Genomic DNA, 16589 nt, shown 5'->3' with positions numbered 1-16589 from the left:
CTGCCCTGATGCCCTCGATCACTTGCGGGTCGCCCATGAGCTGCTGCCGGGTCGCGCGATTTCAGCTTGATTGAACAGGCCATCCTTGCCGGGCTTGAATTCAATGCTGAAGCCGCTCAAGCCCTGCAGCTCAAAGCGATACCCGCGCACCGGCTGCAGGACGTAGCGCGGGCGGCCCGCCATCTCCGCATACAGCGCGTCGTCCTGCAAGCCAATGCTGAACTCGCGCTGGCCGTCGAACACGAAGGTGCCGGTGAGCTTCTTCAGGAATGCCGGATCTCTCAGATGCGTTTCCTTTTTTCGCTGGAACACGATGTCCTTGACGGCCGGCTCCAGCGCCATCTGCAGCGCCCCGGGCTCGCCATCGCGGTCCGTGAGGAACTGCAAACGCTGCCTGGCCAGCACCGCATCTTCCGCTGCATCGGCGGACTCACCGACAAAGCTGTCGTGGTGCCAATGCACCAGATTTGCACCATTGCCGTTCAGGCTCATGCGAAGGCCACCCGCTCGTTCGGTGATGGAGACCGTGCCGTAAGCCGGATGCTCATAATCTCCAAGGTAAGCAGACAGTGGATGGCTGGCCTGGGTACCGACCTTGCGAACGCCTGGCGCTTGGGAACTGTCCTTCTTCATTTCCGACTTTTGTGCGACTCGCGCTTGCAGAGCTCGCGCACTGCCGTCACGCACCTCCAGCTTCAACAGGCGATCGATGGCGTTGCGTGCGATGAAGTCGCGAACCGGCGAACCCTCCAGATTGCTGAGCACCGCCAGACCGACGCCCGCCTGCGGCAACCACATCACCATCGCGGAGAAGCCGTCGATCTTGCCGCCATGATGCAGGCGCAAATGCCCGCGATACACATCACTGAACCAGCCGGGTGTGTAGCCGCGTTCAATCACATCCGGGCTGCTTTCGGCACCGGTGCTGATGTGGGCTTGCTGCAGCGCGCTGATGCTAGCGGCGCTCAGAACTTGCCGGCCTTCAAACCGCCCCTTGTTCAGATGCAGGCGCAGCCAGGCTGCCAACTCATTCGCCGACGTGATGAGACCCCCGGCCGGATTCATGGCATCCAGCGCGCGAAACGCCACTTGCTGCGGCTCACCGTTTTTGGCAAGACGGTAGGGCTGCGAGAAATCGGCATCCTCACGGGTCTGTTCGACACTGAAGTTGCTGCGCCTCATGCCGAGCGGCTGCAGCAGGCGCTGGGTGACATGGGTTTCCCAGGACTGCCCACTCACACGCTCCGTCAGATGACCGGCGACCATGAACAGCAGGTTGTTGTACTGGAATGCCGCGCGCAAATCCTTGCTGGGCTCCAGGTACTGCAAACGATGCAGCAAGTCTTGGCGCGAGCGCTGGGCGTTGTACCAAAGCGCGTCATGCCGCGGCAGTCCGCTGCGATGGGTGACCAGGTCCAACGGGGTCAGCCGCTCGCCCGCCACCCGGTCATGCAGCTTGAACTCCGGCAGCCAGCGCTGCACCGGCTGATCCCAGGCGAGCTTGCCTTCTTCCACCAAGCCAGCCATCAGCGCCGTCGTGAACGCCTTGCTGGCGCTGCCGATGGGCATCAAGGTGTCGGCCGTCACGGGCAGGCGCCGCGCCACGTCGCGCCAGCCAAAGCCCTTGGCGTACAGGGTTTGATCGCCTTGGACGATCACGACCGCCACGCCCGGAACCTGCCAGTCCTGGCGGATTTTCTCCACGTCTTGCTCGAAGCCGGCCAAGGCACTCGGTACGGTGGTGGGTGCGGATGCTTTCGTCCCACTGGGCGCAGCGCCAATCAGGGCCAGACTCAAGGCCCATGCGAGATGCTTGCTTGCCATGGCCTACTCGCGCGAGGGGTTGGATGTGCCGGCCGGGGCCAGCTCCGTCACCGGTGTGGAGGCCTGGCTATCGGCTGCACCGTGGTCCTGCTTCAGCTCGAAGGGCATCTTGGCCGGCCCCTGAGAAAACTCACCCTTCACCGTCCGGCCGGCTGCATCGAAACGCCCGACGAAGGTCGGGTTTCCTTTCACGTCCGCGATGCTGAAGCGCAGGTCTTGGCCTTCGATCTGGATGTCCTTGAGGGACAGGTCTTTGGCGCCCTGCTGAGGAATGGCGATGCTGCCTTGCCATTGCGCGTTGACCTGCTGCAGACGCAGCTCGACCCTGAGTTCCTTCTGGTTCGGCAGCGTCACCGCCCCTTTCCATGAACTCGTCGTTGGGAACGCAGCCTGCACGGCTGCGTCTGGGGTGGCTTGCGGCGAAGCCTGGGCCAGGATCGGCTGGGCACAAATCAGCAGGGCGCTCAGCGCCAGGGTCAATTTCAGTGGGTTCATGAGTGGCTCCGTGAAAAGAGGGCTTGAGAATGAGTCGCGGACGGATTCACAGGGGCTGACGCTCACCGTCGTCATGTACACGCCAGGCTTGGTCCGCTTCCAGCCTCAGGGCCTGAGAGCGGCGCGCAGGAAGGGTCCAGCGGTAGTCCAGTGGATGCCGCACGTCGACGGCGTAGACCTTGCCGTCAAACAAGGTTTTGATGTTCCACACCGGGGTGTGGCCGACTGCGATCGCCCGGGCCTGGAACTTGTTCAGCAGCTTTTCAACATCTTCCTGACGCAGGTCGCCTTCGAAGTAGCCGCGGTACCAGGCGACGCCTTTCGAGGTGTCACTCAGCACATCCCCCCGTGATGCGGCCTTCTTCGGATAGAACATCTGCCGGTACTGCTGACGAACCTGGGCATTGATGTCTTCCAGCGTGTAGGGCAGCTCGGCCAGGATCGGATGCAAGCCTCCGTGTGCAAACAAGACCCCGTTGATCAGCTCGACGCTGTTCTTGCTCATCAGCCATTGGCCGATGAAGGACTGGTCACCAAACAACTCGTGCTGCTGCTTGCCGAGCATGCCAGCGATGTTGAAGTACTTCTTGTGGGCCGCCTGAAAATTGCCTTGCAGGTTCTTGATCTCGTGGTTGCCGAGGATGTAGTGAACCCGGCCACCGTGCCGAGCCGCCGCTTGCTCGAGCTTGTAGATCAGCCAAAGCACTTGCGTCGTCGAGGCGCCGCGGTCGACAAAGTCACCGATCAGCACCAGATGGCCACGGCCAAACTTCCAATCCAGATTGGCGTCGATGACCTGCGCTGCGATCAGCAAATCGCGAAAGGTCTTGTAGTTCCCCTCGATGTCTGACACCGCCAACACCGGTGCCCCGTCCTGATAGTGCACGGGCGGTGAGACAAAGCCCGCTGCGGGCTCCGGCGGCTCCACATGGACGGTGAATCGGCTGTTGTCGAGCGGGAACCGCACGTCGATTGCAAAGGGCCCATGCCGCGGATGGCCTTCTTCTTCCACATGAAAGCCCTCGTCACGGCTGCCACGCAGGGTTTTCTGCGCCCAGAGATCGCCTTCCAGAAACACATGCGGGCCCTCATCGCCCACTTTGTAGGCCGTCATGTTGTCACCGAGATGGACATCGGCGCCATGCCAGATGCCGACGGCGGCCGCAAGGCTTGCTAGCGCCAAGCCCACGACCATGAAGTGCCACATCAATGTCCAGAGTTTTTTCATGCGGATTCCCCGTTTCTGGCTTGCTCCGCCTTTTTGCGGGCGAGCGAAACCCCAACGGCCATGCCCGGCCGCCGATTCGTTCAGTGGAGTGGCTGAGGCAGGGTCCGAGTGATTCAGGCGGAGCGTCCTGCCGGCCAGGAGGGTGGCCTTACGCCGTCTACATCAGCCCGCGTCGCAGAACGCGCATCACCCGCCGGGTCAGTTCGGCACAGCCCAATGCCAATGCCAGCGCCACAGGCAGCAGCCACCAGCCCAGCAGTTCCGGCTCCGCCGGAGGCTGAGCGGCCCAAGCCACCACAATGGATTGGCCACCGGCCACCGACCAGACGCCTGTGGAGTCGGGTGACCAGAGCTTGGCCAGCGCCAGAAAGAGCAAGCCGGCCGCGATGGAGTAACCGAAAACACCCATAGACCAATACAGGCTGCGGCTGACACCCTGTTTGACCCGCCTCAGCACACGGAAGCCGGCCGGAGGTGGCGTGCCCTGACGCAGATGTTCGATGTACTGGGCGGCAAGTGCTTGCGGCGGGCCGAAGCCCTCCAGCAGTGCCGCCAGATCGAGCGCCTCGCCGCGCTCTTCGGCGTTGTCCACCACCTCGTGTAGATGGCCTTCGATTTCCCGGATGACTTCGTCCGCATCGACTTTGTCGAGGCTGTGGAGATGCCCGGCCAAGGCACGGACATAGGCTCGGATCGGTTGACGGGAAATCATGTCAAGTTCCTTTTCTTGGATCTGCGGCCGGAGTCGGCGTCGTCAGCAAGGCGTTGATGTCGGCCACCGACTGTTGCCAAGCGGCAGCGAGGGTCTGGAGTCGCTGTTCACCTTTGGCGGTGAGCTGGTAGTACTTGCGCGGGCGGGTGGAGCCTTCCTGAATCCAGTCGGCGCTGACCAGCTCGTCGCGTTTGAGGCGATCGAGCAGGGGATACAAGGTGCCTTCTGTGATGGCCGTGGTGGGGAACTGCTGCAGATGTCGCAGCAGCGCGAGGCCATAGACCGGCGGACCGCGCAAAGCGGCAAGGATCACCAGCTCCAGCGCGCCTTTGCGGATCTGGATCTGCCATTTGTCCTGGGAGTCTTCGTTTTCCACGGCTTTACCTTGTTCAACAACATACCTTGTAGTGCAATGTATGAGGCAAAACATAAACCGTCAAGAACCTGGCGCTGAACCGGATTCAGAAGCTCGTCTGGATCTCAAGCATTGCCGTCGCGGCCTCGGTCAAGGCCTTGCGCTGCGCCCCGTCGGTGTACGAGTCGTCGCATGCCTTGCAGCTGCGGCTGGAGCGGCGCTGCTGCGCACCCTCTTCGTCAGCTTTGGGGAAGGCAGCGCGCTCCGGGAACTGCAAGGCACCCCGAAGCGTTAGGCCGGCCGGCGGGCCGCCAAAGGCAGCTGCCGTCAGCGGGCGAAGTCCACCTCGCCGATCGGCAGCTGCGGCGCCTCCCAGCGATAGCGCGGGTCGAGCACATTGCGTGCCGGCTCCATGCCGGGCCATTCGATGCGCAGGAGCTCGGCCAGCGTCCAGCCCGTCCAATCGGCCCGAAACGGCTGCTGGCCGCTGCCCGGGGCAAAGGCTTGCGGCGTACGCCACAGCATGGCCGGGATCCGATAGCCCGCCTCGGTGCCTGGGCTGTGGCCAGCGTGATCGATGCGGTGGCCGACCTCCTGCCCATGGTCCGACAAATACATCCAGGCGGCCTCGCCGCCTACCGGCACATGGCGCCTGAGCATTCGCAAGGTCTCGGCAACCACCCCGTCGTGGTAGTGAATGACTGCGTCATAGTCCTGCCGCTGCTCGCGCAACCAGACGGGACGCTGCTGACGCTGCATCTCGCGCTCCACCGCATCGCCTCCCTGCTCGAAAGGCCGAAGCGCCTCGGGCGCTCGCAAGCGGTAATGCGGGTGCGCGCCGAGCAGATGGAGCACGATCAGCTTGCGCGGCGCGGAGCGATCGGCCAAAGCCACCTCCAGGGAGTCCAGCAGCTCGCCGTCCAGCATGGATGAGGAACGCCCCGGCTCGCGATTGATCATCTCGACGGTGTCCGCCAGCTGGGCATGCTGCTGCTCGATGGCGAGGTCGTCATGGTTGCTCATCCACCAGACGCGGTAGCCGGCCGCGCGAGCCAAAGCCAGGATGTGACCCGGCGCAGGCGCCGCCGAGCCTGGCTGTGCCGCCATGCTGCCGCCGAGGCTGAACAGGCCGTCGAGCGCCGCCACCGTCGTGGCCTGCACCGACCAGGCGTGAGGCAGCACCAGCAATCGTGCGCCCTCTTCGCGGCTCAAGGCCTGCAACTGCGGGGTGGTCTCGCGTGGATAGCCATACAAGCTCATATTGTCTCGGTTGACACTGTCGGTCAGCACCAGCACCACCGTCGAAGACTCAGCGCCCAAGGCGCGCACGCCGGACGCCCGGGCCTGTTCCAGCAGGAGCTCACGCTGCTGGCTCTGGTCAGACCAGTTCATGCGCAAGGTCTCGACCGACACCGCCCAATGGGGCCAGAAGGCCGCCGGGTGATGGCGCCGCCAGGGCTTGCTGGCATGGGCCACACAGCACAGCAGCAGCAGGCCCAGCCACAGCCAACGCGAGCCGGTCCCCAGCGGGCGGGGCGGCTGCTGGCTGGCCAGGCGCACCAGGCCGAGCAGCAGGCCCAGCGCCAGCAAAAGCGCCACCAGACCCGGCCACCATTGAGCCCCCTGAGCCATCAGGTACTCCAGGGCCTCGCGCGGGCTGGTATTGGCTGCAGCAGTGAGCACCAGGGTGCTGTCCGGCACGGCCGCATAACGCTGGCGCAGATAGGCACGCAAGAAGCCATCGAGCAGAAAAGCCCCGAGCAGCATCGCCACACCGAACAGGCGCAACCGCCGCCACGACGGGCTGCGCACCGGCCAGCGCAGCCAGATCAGGCCGGGCAGGGCCAGCAGCAGCATCTGCGGCACGCGCAGGCCTTCATGCCCGAGGCTGGCCGACAGCAAGAGCAAGGCGGCCAGAGCGGCAATGCCGAATGACGGCCGGCGCAGAAACAGTTCAGCGAGCCAGGCTCGCATCGAAGAAATGATGTTCATGGCATCGGAGCTGGGCCTTCGGAGTCGTGGATGACCAGGCGTCTGGTCGGCGCCGGGCGGCTGCATCAGACCTGCCGCTGCGCGGCGACGCGGCAGCTGGCTTGCCGAGGCCGCTCATCGGCGCGGATTCTGCCAAGCGCAGCCCGGCTGCCTGAGCTCGGCAAGCGTCGCCGAGAGCTCGGCGAGCAAGGCCTGGTAAGCCGGACTCGTCGTCGAGAAGCCTCGCACCAGCGCACCCAGGGCCTCGGAATTCGAGCTCCGGCCTGCGCTGGCGGCGGCTTGCCTCTCGGCGCGACTCTGCGCGCTCAGTTCGGCATAGCGCGAGCTGCTGGCGAGCAGAGCCGCCTGCTCCTTGCGGTCCAGCAGGTCCGGCCACTCGTTGGTGGGTCGAGCGTCCAGCATCAAGACTGCGGTCTTGCGATTCAGCAGATGCTCGACGACCAGCTGGTTGATCTCGATATTGCGCAGCTGCTGCCTCAGTTGTTCGGCGGCCAGGTCCTTGTATTGGCCATCGGTCCGCACGATCAGCGCCGCCAGGCCGTGCTGCCATTGCTGCTGGGCGCGCACATGGCGCTGGTACTTTGCGCGTGCGCACTCAATGGCCTGCGGGGCGACTCCACTGACAGACTCCGAGGCGGCGGAACTCAGAGCCCAGGCCAGTGAAGACAGGGCAGCAAGGTGACGCAGCAACATGAGCGGAGATTGGCAGATGAGGATGGGTGGCGATTGTGAATCAATGTATCCCAGTCCCCTCGGCTGCCTGCTCCACGTACAAGCCCTTTCCGTCCAATCCGTTTCAAGGGCAGCAGCCTTGGCAGGCTGGTCGGCAACCGGGGCGTGATTTACGCGAGCAAGGACGGCGGTCACCGACCTGCCGCCGGCCGACTTTCTCAAGCTCAAGAAAGAGGGCAAGGTCAAGCTGATCGAAGGCCCTGAGGTGCAGACCATCTTCTTCGTCATGGACCAGGGCAGCGACGAGCTGCGGGACTCCTCGGTCAAGTGCAAGAACCCCTTCAAGGACCGGCGCGTGCGCGAGGCGCTCAACCTGGCCCTGGACCGCGAAGCCATCAAGCGCAGCATCATGCGCGGCCTGTCGGTGCCCGCGGCCCTGATGATTCCGCCGGGCGTGAACGGCCACGACACCGCACTCGATGCGCCCCTCAAGCCCAATGTCGAGCGCGCGCGCAAGCTGCTGGCCGAGGCTGGCTATCCGCAGGGCTTCGAGGTGCCGCTGAACTGCCCGAACAAGCGCTATGTCAACGACGAACAGATCTGCCAGGCAGCGGTGGCCATGTGGGCCAGGATCGGCGTCAAGGTGCGCCTGATCACCCTGCCCTTTGTCACCCACAGCCAGACCTTCCAGCGCTTCGAGTCGCCCTTCTTCATGCTGGGCTGGGGCATCTCCACCTACGACGCGCTCTACGGCATGCAGGCCTGGGGCCACACGCGCACCAGCGGCGCCGACGGCAACTTCAATTTCGGCAAGGTCAGCGACGCCAAGCTCGATGCCCTGATCCAGCAGATCAAGTTCGAGCCCGATGTGGCCAAGCGCAATGCCCAAATCCGCGCGGCCCTGCTGCGCCTGCGCGATGAGCACCTGTTCGTCCCCCTGCACCACCAGGTGCGCCCCTGGGCCATGAAGCCCGGCGTCGAGACGCTGCACCGCTCGAACGATCAGTTTGAGGGCGCTTCACGTCCATCAAATAAGGCGCGCAGACTGGCGCCGCGCCTAGCGGCCCTTCTTCTTCTGCGCAGCGAAAAAGTGCGCGAAGGCGCTCAAGGCCGCCGGGTGAAGAATGCTGCCGTGGTTCTCTCGGGGCAAGTACTCGAAGACCAGCTCTTGCTGCGCGGATCGCTGCTGGTGAATGAGCGCGGCCAGGGCCCGCGTGTCGCGCTCCATCTCCGGGCCTTCCTTGCCCACAGCCAGGTAGACCTTGCGAACGCCGCCGCTGCCTGAGCCCTGGCCCTGCAGCTTCAGCCACTGCGGCGTCTGCTTGAGCAGGGAGCCCTGATCCCACCACAGGCTGGGGCTCATGATCACGTAGTGATTGAACAGGGCCGGCTTCTTGAGCAGCACCTCGGTGGCCAGCAGGCCGGCCAATGACTGGCCAATCAAGATGCGGTCGGGCCCGGCGCGAAAGTTCTGGGCCACGAAGGGCTGCACCTCGGTTTCCAGGAAACGGATGAACTGATCAGAACCACCTGCGGTCTTGTAGGCCTCGCTGTAGGCCTGCAGCCACTTCGGCAGGGCATAGCCAGGCGCAGGCTTGAAGGTCATGTCCCGCTTGCGGTCGGTGTTGGCGATGCCCACCAGGATGGCCGGCGGCAGGCGCTCCACCCAGGGAAAGCTGGCGAACTGCACCGCGCCGGCCATGTGGGTGAAGTCTTCCTGCTGGCCGCCATCGAGCAGATAGATCACCGGGTAGCGCTGCTCCGGGTGCTCGGCATAGCCCTCGGGCAACATGATGTTGAGCTCGCGCGTCTCGTTCAAAACCTGGGATTGCAGCCGGTAGGTTTGGGCAATGACGTAGGGCTGGCTGGCAGGTGCAGCCTGGGTCTCAGGCTCGCTGGGGCGCTCCGCCGGCGCGGTCGCACCGGCCGCGCCCGGTGCGAGCAAGGCCAGCGCGAGCCACCCCGCGCAGAGAGGGCCTGGGTTCCACATCGTCATTGCACTGTCTCCTTTGGCTGGGTTGAGTCCGGGCAGTTGCGGCCGGTGAGGCCGGTGAGGCCGCCCCACGGTCGCAGGGGCGCCGCGGCAAAATTCCCGCGCCACGAAGCGATGCGCCCCCATGGCTTGAACGTAGAGTTCCGGCTCTCGACTTGTTGAATGCACACCGGGCCGGATTTTGGCCCCTCGCTGCAGAGCTGCTGGAGTTTGCAATGTTGGTCGGTCTGAACGCTTCTTTTGCTCATGACCAGAATGGCATGACGCTGAACGATATGGAGGCCGCCAAGCGGGTGGCGACGCGGCTCAACGAGGTCATCATCTTCCGATCGACCGGGCCCTGGTCCAAACGCTGGCTGGAGCGCGGCTACCCGAGCAAGAACTTCCACGTCAAAGGCAAGAGCTCCGACTGGGGCCCGCATGCCGGCCTGGTGCCCTACAACGGCCTCTACAGCAAAGTCGGCTACGACGCCGAGAAGGCCTTGCGTGGCACGCAGGCCAATGACGACGGCCTGGACTCCCGCTTTGCCATCAAACGGCCGCTGCTGCTGAGCCTGGCGCAGATCGAAGAGCAGCTGACCCGCGCCGAGGGCCGGCCGGCCCGCACCGCCATCGACGTTCGCACCCCGATCCCTGGCAGCCGCGACTTCCTGCTGACGGCTCGCCGCAGCGGTGACGGCAAGCCCGTGGTCTTCCGCGCCTTTGCCATCGGCCAGTCCGACCAGTACGAAATCCGCGTCTACCCACCCGTGGGTCTGGCCAACACCAACAGCTTCATGATCCTGGACAAGGACCCGCAAGGCCTGCGCGCCGAGGTCTTCGAGGTGATGTGCTCCAACGAGATGGGTGCCGGCCAGCCCATGACGGGCGACTACGATCTGTTCGCCGTCTGCCCCAGCTGGGGCCAGTACGGCAGCCGGGCCGAAGCCGACATCATCAAGCCTGGGATCCAGCTGCAGGACGGCACCCTGCACAAGGGCGTGGCTTTCCGCGCCGGCCAGGGCATGGACAACGTCCTGGACCCCAGCCTGCACACCCAGAGCCGCGCAGGCGACTTCCATCTGCGCCGCCGTGCGGCCCTGCACAGCCTTCGCAACGGGGTCTCCGCCGAAAAGTTCCAGGTCTATTTCGGCGTCAGCGATCGCGCCGAGCACGCCGATATGGGCAATCTGACGCCGCGCATCCTGCGCTGCATCAACCAGCTCAATGTGGCCATGGGCGCGGTGGGCGAGCTGGCGCCCATGCGCCGCGTGCACCACAACGCCGAATCCCATCGCAATCGTGCCTTCGGCGCCTTGAGCGCCCATGACATGCTCACCGTCAAGCCAGGCGAGAGCTATGGCGACGGCTTCCCCCTCACCGTCTTCCAACCCAGCAGCCTGTACAGCGGCAATGCCGCCGCCGACGAGCGCATCCAGGTGGCCCGCTACCGCGACGTCTGCACCCTGGAATCGCTGACCGAGTTCGAGGCCTACGCCGCCGCGCTCAAGGAATCGGGCTTTTATGTGCCCAAGAACTGGATCTGGGCGCGGGCAGCAGCCTGAATCAGTCGACCGGGGCAGGTGGCGTAGCCCCGCTCCGACCTACGCTCAGCGTGCGCCCGTCTTGCGCCGCACCACGGCCGCCAGCGCCAGCAGGCCGCCGAACATCAGCAGCGCGCCTTTCGGCTCGGGCACCGGCTGCGCCAGCACATCGCCGTCACGCACGGCCAGGGCCGAGTACTGCTGGTCCTTGCTTTGGTAGTACTGATTGCCGTAGTAGGCATAGAAGTACCAGGCCTGGTTCGAACGATTCGGCACTTCGGTGCCGGACCAGAACACATAGGTCGACAGGCCGGTGAAGGGGCCAAAGTTCTTCTCTTCCCAACCCGGCTGGATGACGCAGGCATCGTTGCCGGCGGCCGTGGGCGTGCAATAGCCCTTGTTGCCCAGGGTCACGTAATAGAGGTGGCCCATTTCCGAGGCCTTGCCCCAGCCCTGTCCGGTGGCGGCCACGCCGTAGTCGGTGCTGCCGTTGTTGCTGTTGCCATACCGGAAAGCCTTGCCGTTGACCGGCGTGACCTTGGGCAAGCGCCAGTTGTTGAAACCGTACAGCGATTGGCTGTTGAGCTGGGCGATCCAGCTCTGCGCACCCTCCCAGCTCATGCGGCCATCGGGATCGAAGCTGCGCACCGCGCCGAAATCGGCCAGCCAGCTGATGTTCAGCTCAGTGTCGTAATAGGCCTCGAAACCGGCCTTGGCCGGATCCAGGTCTCGGCCCTGCAGCGCCGCTTGTGCGCTCGGCAACGCGGCCACGGCCAGACCCAACGCCAGGCCCAAACCGGCCAGCGATCGCTTGTTCGTCTTCATTTTCCTTGACTCCCTCTTCATGGCCTCGGCACCCCCTGGTGCGAGCCGTCCTCATGGACCCTTGTTCCGTGGCGTGAGCCACAGGATCTTGTTGTCGCTGGCGGAATTGTAGAAGGCCGGCATTTGGGGTTTGTGAAGGTCGGAGCACTGCAACAGGGGGGTCGGCGCGGCCCGCCGATCGTCCAGACAGCAGTCACTGCCTGTTTTTCAAACAAATTACCGCGAATCGTCGACTGAAAATCAGACAGTCGCCACGTCCTACATGGCTGTTTGCGCAAAACGACACGCCATCCGCCGCGTTTGCGCCCCTGCCCTCGCCCCGCTTGGCCCCAAAACCATGCGCCGCACCTCCCATCCAGGAGGTGGAAGCTCCGGCTGCCTAGTGGTTTGCACCAGTCTGGGTCGCAGCGGGTCATCGCGGGCACAGCTATTGCAGAAGCCGGAGGTCGCTGCGTGCGCGAGTTCGACCGGTCCATCCAGGAGAGATGGCAGCCCAGGTCGAGCCAGGCCAGCCGCGCCACGCCAAGCGCCAGAAAGAGCACGGCGGCCAGCCAGTCTGCAGCAGGCAGCAACGAGCCGACAGAACATCAAGCAAGCCAGCAAACAAGCAAGCAAACCAACAAGCCACCCCGGAGACAAACCGATGCGCTTCACCCCACGCCCCACCGCCCGGACGACCCCCGCCCGCCTCTCACCGCTGAGCCTGGCCTTGGCCGCGCTGTTCGCGCTGCCGCTGAGCAGCCAGGCGCAAACCAACAGCGCAGCACCCGCCCAGCCCGCCGCCAGCGCCGAAGAGAGCAGCGCCGCCAAAGCGGCCACGGCCGAGGCCACGGGTGGCACCAACAAGCTCGAAGCCGTGAAGGTGACCGCCCGCCGCCGCGAGGAAACCCTGCGCGATGTGCCGGTGGCCGTGACCGCCCTCAGCGCCACCGCACTGGAAGCGCTGAATGTGAAGAACCTCGGCGACCTGCAAGGCCAGGTGCCCAACCTGACCGTGTATGCCGCGCGCGGCAGCAACTCCACCATCACCACCTTCATCCGCGGCGTCGGCCAGGCCGACCCGCTCTGGGGCGTGGACCCGGGCGTGGGCATCTATCTGGACGATGTCTATATGGCCCGGCCGCAGGGCGCGCTGCTGGAAGTGTTCGATGTGCAGCGCATCGAAGTGCTGCGCGGCCCGCAGGGCACGCTGTACGGCAAGAACACTATCGGCGGCGCCATCAAATACGTGTCGCGCCCGCTGGGCACGGCGACCGAAGGCTCGCTGAGCTTCTCGACCGGCAACTACGGCCAGGCCAACTTCAAGGGCTCGGTCGGCGGCTCCACCGCCGACGGCCAGATCCGTGCCCGCTTTGCCGTGGCCAGCCTGAACCGCGAAGGCTATGGCAAGAACCTGACCGATGGCAGCGATGTCAGCAACCAGGACACCACGGCCGCTCGCGCCACGGTGGGCTATTTCGCCAAGGACATGCCGCTGACCGTGGTCTTCAGCGCCGACCGGGCGCTCGATGACTCGAACATGCGAGGCTTCAAGCGCCTGAATGCCAACCCGCCGGTGGAGAGCAATTACGACATCGCCACCGGCATGGCCAACAAGAACAGCACCGACACCCGCGGCCACTCGCTGACGGCGACGCTCAACCTGTCCAACGCGTGGACGGCCAAGTTCGTCCACGCCAATCGCCGCGGCCTGACCAACACTGGCATCGATTTCGACGGCCTGCCCGCCAAGACCGCCGATGTGTTGGCCCGTTATGCCGACAAGCAGACCAGCAACGAATTGCAGTTCAGCTACGACAGTGGCAGCGGGCATGCCGGTGTGCTGGGCCTCTACCAGTTCGACGGCGAGGCCGGCGGCACGGTGCTGAACAACTTTTTCAACCTGCTTTTCGGCAGCACCAACGGCACCGTCTACACCAAGGGCAAGGCCGTCTACGGAGACTGGAGCTGGCGCCTGAGCCCGAGCTTCAGCCTCAGCACCGGCCTGCGCTACACCAAGGAAAGCAAGCACGCGCGCGTGCTGAACCAGGGCTTCAAGGACGCCACCTTCAGCCAGGTGACCGGCGTGACGGCGGACTTTGACAAGACCCGCGAAGTCAGCAACACCGCGCCCAAGCTGTCCCTGGACTACAAGCTCAGCGGCACCACCAATCTTTACGCCAGCGCCTCGCGCGGCTTCAAGTCGGGCGGCTACAACGTGCGCGCCCAGGCCGTGGCGGTGCCGCGCTCGGCCGAGCCCTTCAACGACGAAACCCTGGATTCGCTGGAGCTGGGCGCCAAGACCGTGCTCGATGGCGGCCGCCTGGAGATCAACAGCGCCGTCTTCCACAACAAGTACAAAAACGTGCAGCTGTCCATCTTCACGTCCTACATCGCGGCCAACGGCACGCCCAGCTTCTTCGGCGACTTCACCAACGCCGGCAAGGCCACGGTGCAGGGCGCGGAAGTGGAATTCGCCTGGCGGCCCGACTCGGCCTGGTCGCTCAGCGGCAATGTGGCTTACGTGAACGCCAAGTACGACGAGTACATCGACCGCGGCGTCAATGTGGCGGCCGACAAGAAGTTCAGCAACACCCCCAAGTTCCAGGGCGCGCTGAACATCGAATACCGCACCGGCGTGCCCCTGGGCGGCGTGCTCAAGACCCGGCTGGGCCTGAACTACCGCACCAAGGTCTACCCGACCACCGACCTCAGCGAGGTGATCGCGCAGAACGCCTACGGCCTGATCTCGGCCGGCCTGATCTGGGAGAAGACCGAGCGCCTGAGTTTCTCGCTGCAAGGCAGCAATCTGGCCAACAAGGCCTACCGCACGGACGGCTACAACATCCCCTCGCTGACGGTGCTGAGCGGCTTCTACGGTGCGCCGCGGACCTTCACCGCAGGCGTCGGCTACAAGTTCTAAACACGCCGATGCGTCGCGGCCTCGCGCAGGCCGCTGGCCAAGCGGGGGTGCCGGACCGGGCTGCTACATTGACGCAGGCCCGTCGATCGGGCCCTCGCTTTTTCCGTTCTTTCTTGGCCTCTGCCTCACTGTCCTGTGCCCGCTTCCAGCCTCCTGATCCCCGAACTGCCCGCCGATGCCGACGGCGTGCTGCGCATGGCTGCGCAGTCCTTGTTCGATGTGCTGGCCCAGGCCACCGAGGGCATGATGGTGGTGGACCGTTCGCACCGCATCGTCTGGATCAGCGAGGGCTACAAGCGCTTTCTGCCGGCCCTGGGTTTTGGTGACGAGACGGAGTTCGTCGGCCGGCCGGTCGAGGAGGTGGTGCCCAACACCTTGATCCCGCAAGTGATCGCCTCGGGCAAGCCAATGCTGATCGACCTGCTGACCAACCGGGCCGGCACCTTTCTGGTGACCCGCCTGCCGCTGCGCAACGAGGCCGGTGAAGTGATTGGCGCGCTCGGCCTGGTGCTGCTGGATCACCCCGAGACCACCATGCAGCCGCTGATCTCCAAGTTCGGCCGGCTGCAGCAGGAGCTGGACGACACCCGCCGCCAGCTGGCCGCCGAGCAGAGCAAGAACCGCCGCTCCAAGCACACCATCGCCAGCTTCATCGGCAGCAGCGCCCCGGCGCTGGAAGTCAAGCGGCAGGCCCGCCGCGCCGCATTGACCAGCTCCACCGTTCTGCTGCTGGGCGAAACCGGCACCGGCAAGGAGCTGCTGGCCCATGCCATCCACGCTGCCTCGCGGCGCGCGCACAAGCCCCTGGTCAGCATCAATATCGCGGCCGTGCCCGACACCTTGCTGGAGGCCGAGTTCTTCGGCGTCGCCCCTGGCGCCTACACCGGCGCCGACCGCAAGGGCCGCGAGGGCAAGTTCAAGCTGGCCGACGGCGGCACGCTCTTCCTGGACGAAATCGGCGACATGCCGACCACGCTGCAAAGCAAGCTGCTGCGCGTGCTGCAGGAGCAGGAAGTGGAGCCGCTGGGCAGCAACACCGTGATCCCGGTCGACGTGCGCGTGATCGCGGCCACCAGCCGCGACCTCGGCGCCATGGTCGCCGCCGGCCAGTTCCGTGCCGACCTGTACTACCGGCTCAATGTCCTGCCGATTCGTGTACCCGCCCTGCGTGAACGGCGGGAAGACATCGAGGCCCTGGTCGAAGCACTGGGTGAAGACATCGCCCGGCGCAGCGGCATGCCGCAAAAGCTGCTCAGCACCGGCGCCCTCGATTGGCTGCAACAGCAACGCTGGCCGGGCAATATCCGCGAACTGCGCAATGTGCTGGAACAAGCCAGCTTGATGAGCGATGAGTTGCAGCTCAACGAACACAGCTTTGCGGCGGCCATGCCGAGCCCTGTGAACGCGGACGAAGCCAATGCCTTGCCGAAGCTGCTGCCGAGCAGCTTGTCGGCCATCCAGCCCCAAGAGGCAACGCACGAGCCCGCAGCCCCAACCAGCGGCCCGGCCACTGCGGTCCGCCTCGACACCTTGCGCCCTCTGCCCGAACGCATCGAGGCCGTGGAACGCGATGCGATCGCCGAGGCCCTGCGCCTGACCGGCGGCAACCGCATGGCCACGGCCCGCCTGCTGCAGATCTCGCGCGCCTCGCTCTACGAGCGCCTGGCCCGCTGGCCGGATCTGATGGCGACCCATGCCGAAGGCAGTCCGAGCTGAGTCATCGGCCGTCTGAATTTCAGGCAACGCCTGATTTCAAGACATCGCCGAGCACCGATTGTCCGGCTTCCAAACAGTGCGCTGGGTCCCTCCCACAGAAGCGAAGTCAGGACCCGGCCCCAAACACCCCGTCAACGGGTGCCGCTAGGCCTGTCTTCTCGGGGTTTGCACCAGTTTGGTGAGGCTACAGCCCCAGCCGGCACAAGCTTTGCGTACGCTGCAAGCCAGCAAGAGCCAAGCACACGACGGTGGACAGCTTCTGCGCTGGAGCGATCCGACCAAAGCGCCGCCACCGTCCAAACGCCACCCCGACCACCACGCATGCCGACGCACGATCGGCTCACGGAGACAA

At 65.1% G+C, this 16589-nt stretch carries 12 protein-coding genes and 1 pseudogene; 4 read left to right on the top strand and 9 right to left on the bottom strand.

Translation table 11 applies throughout. The features are described 5' to 3' along the window. Nucleotides 1-18 precede the first annotated feature (18 nt). The 7 genes from C1O66_RS16685 to C1O66_RS16655 form a co-directional block, all read right to left on the bottom strand. Complete coding sequence (locus C1O66_RS16685; RefSeq protein ID WP_102768917.1) at nt 19-1824, bottom strand: serine hydrolase; 1806 nt, start codon at nt 1822-1824, stop codon at nt 19-21. A 3-nt stretch (nt 1825-1827) separates the two neighbouring features. Then, nucleotides 1828-2319: a hypothetical protein gene (locus tag C1O66_RS16680; RefSeq protein WP_102768916.1), complete on the bottom strand. Its 492-nt coding sequence runs from the start codon at nt 2317-2319 to the stop codon at nt 1828-1830. A 46-nt stretch (nt 2320-2365) separates the two neighbouring features. Continuing rightward, entirely contained in the window at nt 2366-3547 is a 1182-nt protein-coding gene (locus C1O66_RS16675) for a metallophosphoesterase (RefSeq protein ID WP_102768915.1), read from the bottom strand. Between the two features lie 157 nt (nt 3548-3704). Continuing rightward, nucleotides 3705-4220, bottom strand: coding sequence for an HAAS signaling domain-containing protein (locus C1O66_RS16670; protein ID WP_133155255.1), 516 nt, complete (start codon nt 4218-4220; stop codon nt 3705-3707). Nucleotides 4221-4260: 40 nt separating this feature from the next. Next, nucleotides 4261-4635 carry a PadR family transcriptional regulator gene (locus tag C1O66_RS16665; RefSeq protein ID WP_223696618.1) on the bottom strand — a complete coding sequence of 125 codons (375 nt, stop codon included), beginning with the start codon at nt 4633-4635 and terminating at the stop codon, nt 4261-4263. 306 nt (nt 4636-4941) lie between these two features. After that, on the bottom strand, nt 4942-6606 hold the full coding sequence (locus C1O66_RS16660) for a phosphoethanolamine transferase (protein WP_243392833.1): 1665 nt from the start codon (nt 6604-6606) through the stop codon (nt 4942-4944). Between the two features lie 114 nt (nt 6607-6720). Continuing rightward, a complete protein-coding gene (locus C1O66_RS16655) occupies nt 6721-7299 on the bottom strand; it encodes a hypothetical protein (RefSeq protein WP_102768912.1) in 579 nt (192 codons plus the stop codon). A 178-nt stretch (nt 7300-7477) separates the two neighbouring features. On the opposite strand from C1O66_RS16655, the pseudogene C1O66_RS23955 reads away from it, so the two are divergent. Further along, nucleotides 7478-8002, top strand: a pseudogene (locus tag C1O66_RS23955) (ABC transporter substrate-binding protein); the annotation flags it as partial. Between the two features lie 333 nt (nt 8003-8335). Here C1O66_RS23955 and C1O66_RS16645 read toward each other — a convergent pair. Further along, nucleotides 8336-9274 (bottom strand): alpha/beta hydrolase, encoded by a 939-nt coding sequence (locus tag C1O66_RS16645; RefSeq protein WP_207795973.1) that lies wholly within the window; start codon nt 9272-9274, stop codon nt 8336-8338. Between the two features lie 212 nt (nt 9275-9486). On the opposite strand from C1O66_RS16645, the gene C1O66_RS16640 reads away from it, so the two are divergent. After that, nucleotides 9487-10815: an anthrax toxin-like adenylyl cyclase domain-containing protein gene (locus C1O66_RS16640; RefSeq protein WP_102768909.1), complete on the top strand. Its 1329-nt coding sequence runs from the start codon at nt 9487-9489 to the stop codon at nt 10813-10815. Nucleotides 10816-10860: 45 nt separating this feature from the next. Here C1O66_RS16640 and C1O66_RS16635 read toward each other — a convergent pair whose 3' ends face one another. After that, nucleotides 10861-11619, bottom strand: coding sequence for an Lcl domain-containing protein (locus C1O66_RS16635; protein WP_165794648.1), 759 nt, complete (start codon nt 11617-11619; stop codon nt 10861-10863). A gap of 643 nt (nt 11620-12262) precedes the next feature. Between C1O66_RS16635 and C1O66_RS16630 the strand changes: the two genes are divergently transcribed. Further along, nucleotides 12263-14521, top strand: coding sequence for a TonB-dependent receptor (locus tag C1O66_RS16630; RefSeq protein WP_102768907.1), 2259 nt, complete (start codon nt 12263-12265; stop codon nt 14519-14521). A gap of 195 nt (nt 14522-14716) precedes the next feature. Further along, on the top strand, nt 14717-16237 hold the full coding sequence (locus C1O66_RS16625) for a sigma-54 interaction domain-containing protein (RefSeq protein WP_102769701.1): 1521 nt from the start codon (nt 14717-14719) through the stop codon (nt 16235-16237). Nucleotides 16238-16589 lie beyond the last annotated feature (352 nt).

This window comes from Paucibacter aquatile (assembly GCF_002885975.1).
Taxonomy (GTDB): domain Bacteria; phylum Pseudomonadota; class Gammaproteobacteria; order Burkholderiales; family Burkholderiaceae_C; genus Paucibacter_A; species Paucibacter_A aquatilis.
This window is presented reverse-complemented; position numbering and strand designations above follow the sequence as displayed.

Coding starts and splice junctions, on each gene's coding strand:
- C1O66_RS16685 (WP_102768917.1), bottom strand. CDS start 1,824: ATGGCAAGCAAGCATCTCGCATGGGCCTTGAGTCTGGCCCTGATTGGC.
- C1O66_RS16680 (WP_102768916.1), bottom strand. CDS start 2,319: ATGAACCCACTGAAATTGACCCTGGCGCTGAGCGCCCTGCTGATTTGT.
- C1O66_RS16675 (WP_102768915.1), bottom strand. CDS start 3,547: ATGAAAAAACTCTGGACATTGATGTGGCACTTCATGGTCGTGGGCTTG.
- C1O66_RS16660 (WP_243392833.1), bottom strand. CDS start 6,606: ATGAACATCATTTCTTCGATGCGAGCCTGGCTCGCTGAACTGTTTCTG.
- C1O66_RS16655 (WP_102768912.1), bottom strand. CDS start 7,299: ATGTTGCTGCGTCACCTTGCTGCCCTGTCTTCACTGGCCTGGGCTCTG.
- C1O66_RS16645 (WP_207795973.1), bottom strand. CDS start 9,274: ATGACGATGTGGAACCCAGGCCCTCTCTGCGCGGGGTGGCTCGCGCTG.
- C1O66_RS16640 (WP_102768909.1), top strand. CDS start 9,487: ATGTTGGTCGGTCTGAACGCTTCTTTTGCTCATGACCAGAATGGCATG.
- C1O66_RS16635 (WP_165794648.1), bottom strand. CDS start 11,619: ATGAAGACGAACAAGCGATCGCTGGCCGGTTTGGGCCTGGCGTTGGGT.
- C1O66_RS16630 (WP_102768907.1), top strand. CDS start 12,263: ATGCGCTTCACCCCACGCCCCACCGCCCGGACGACCCCCGCCCGCCTC.
- C1O66_RS16625 (WP_102769701.1), top strand. CDS start 14,717: ATGGCTGCGCAGTCCTTGTTCGATGTGCTGGCCCAGGCCACCGAGGGC.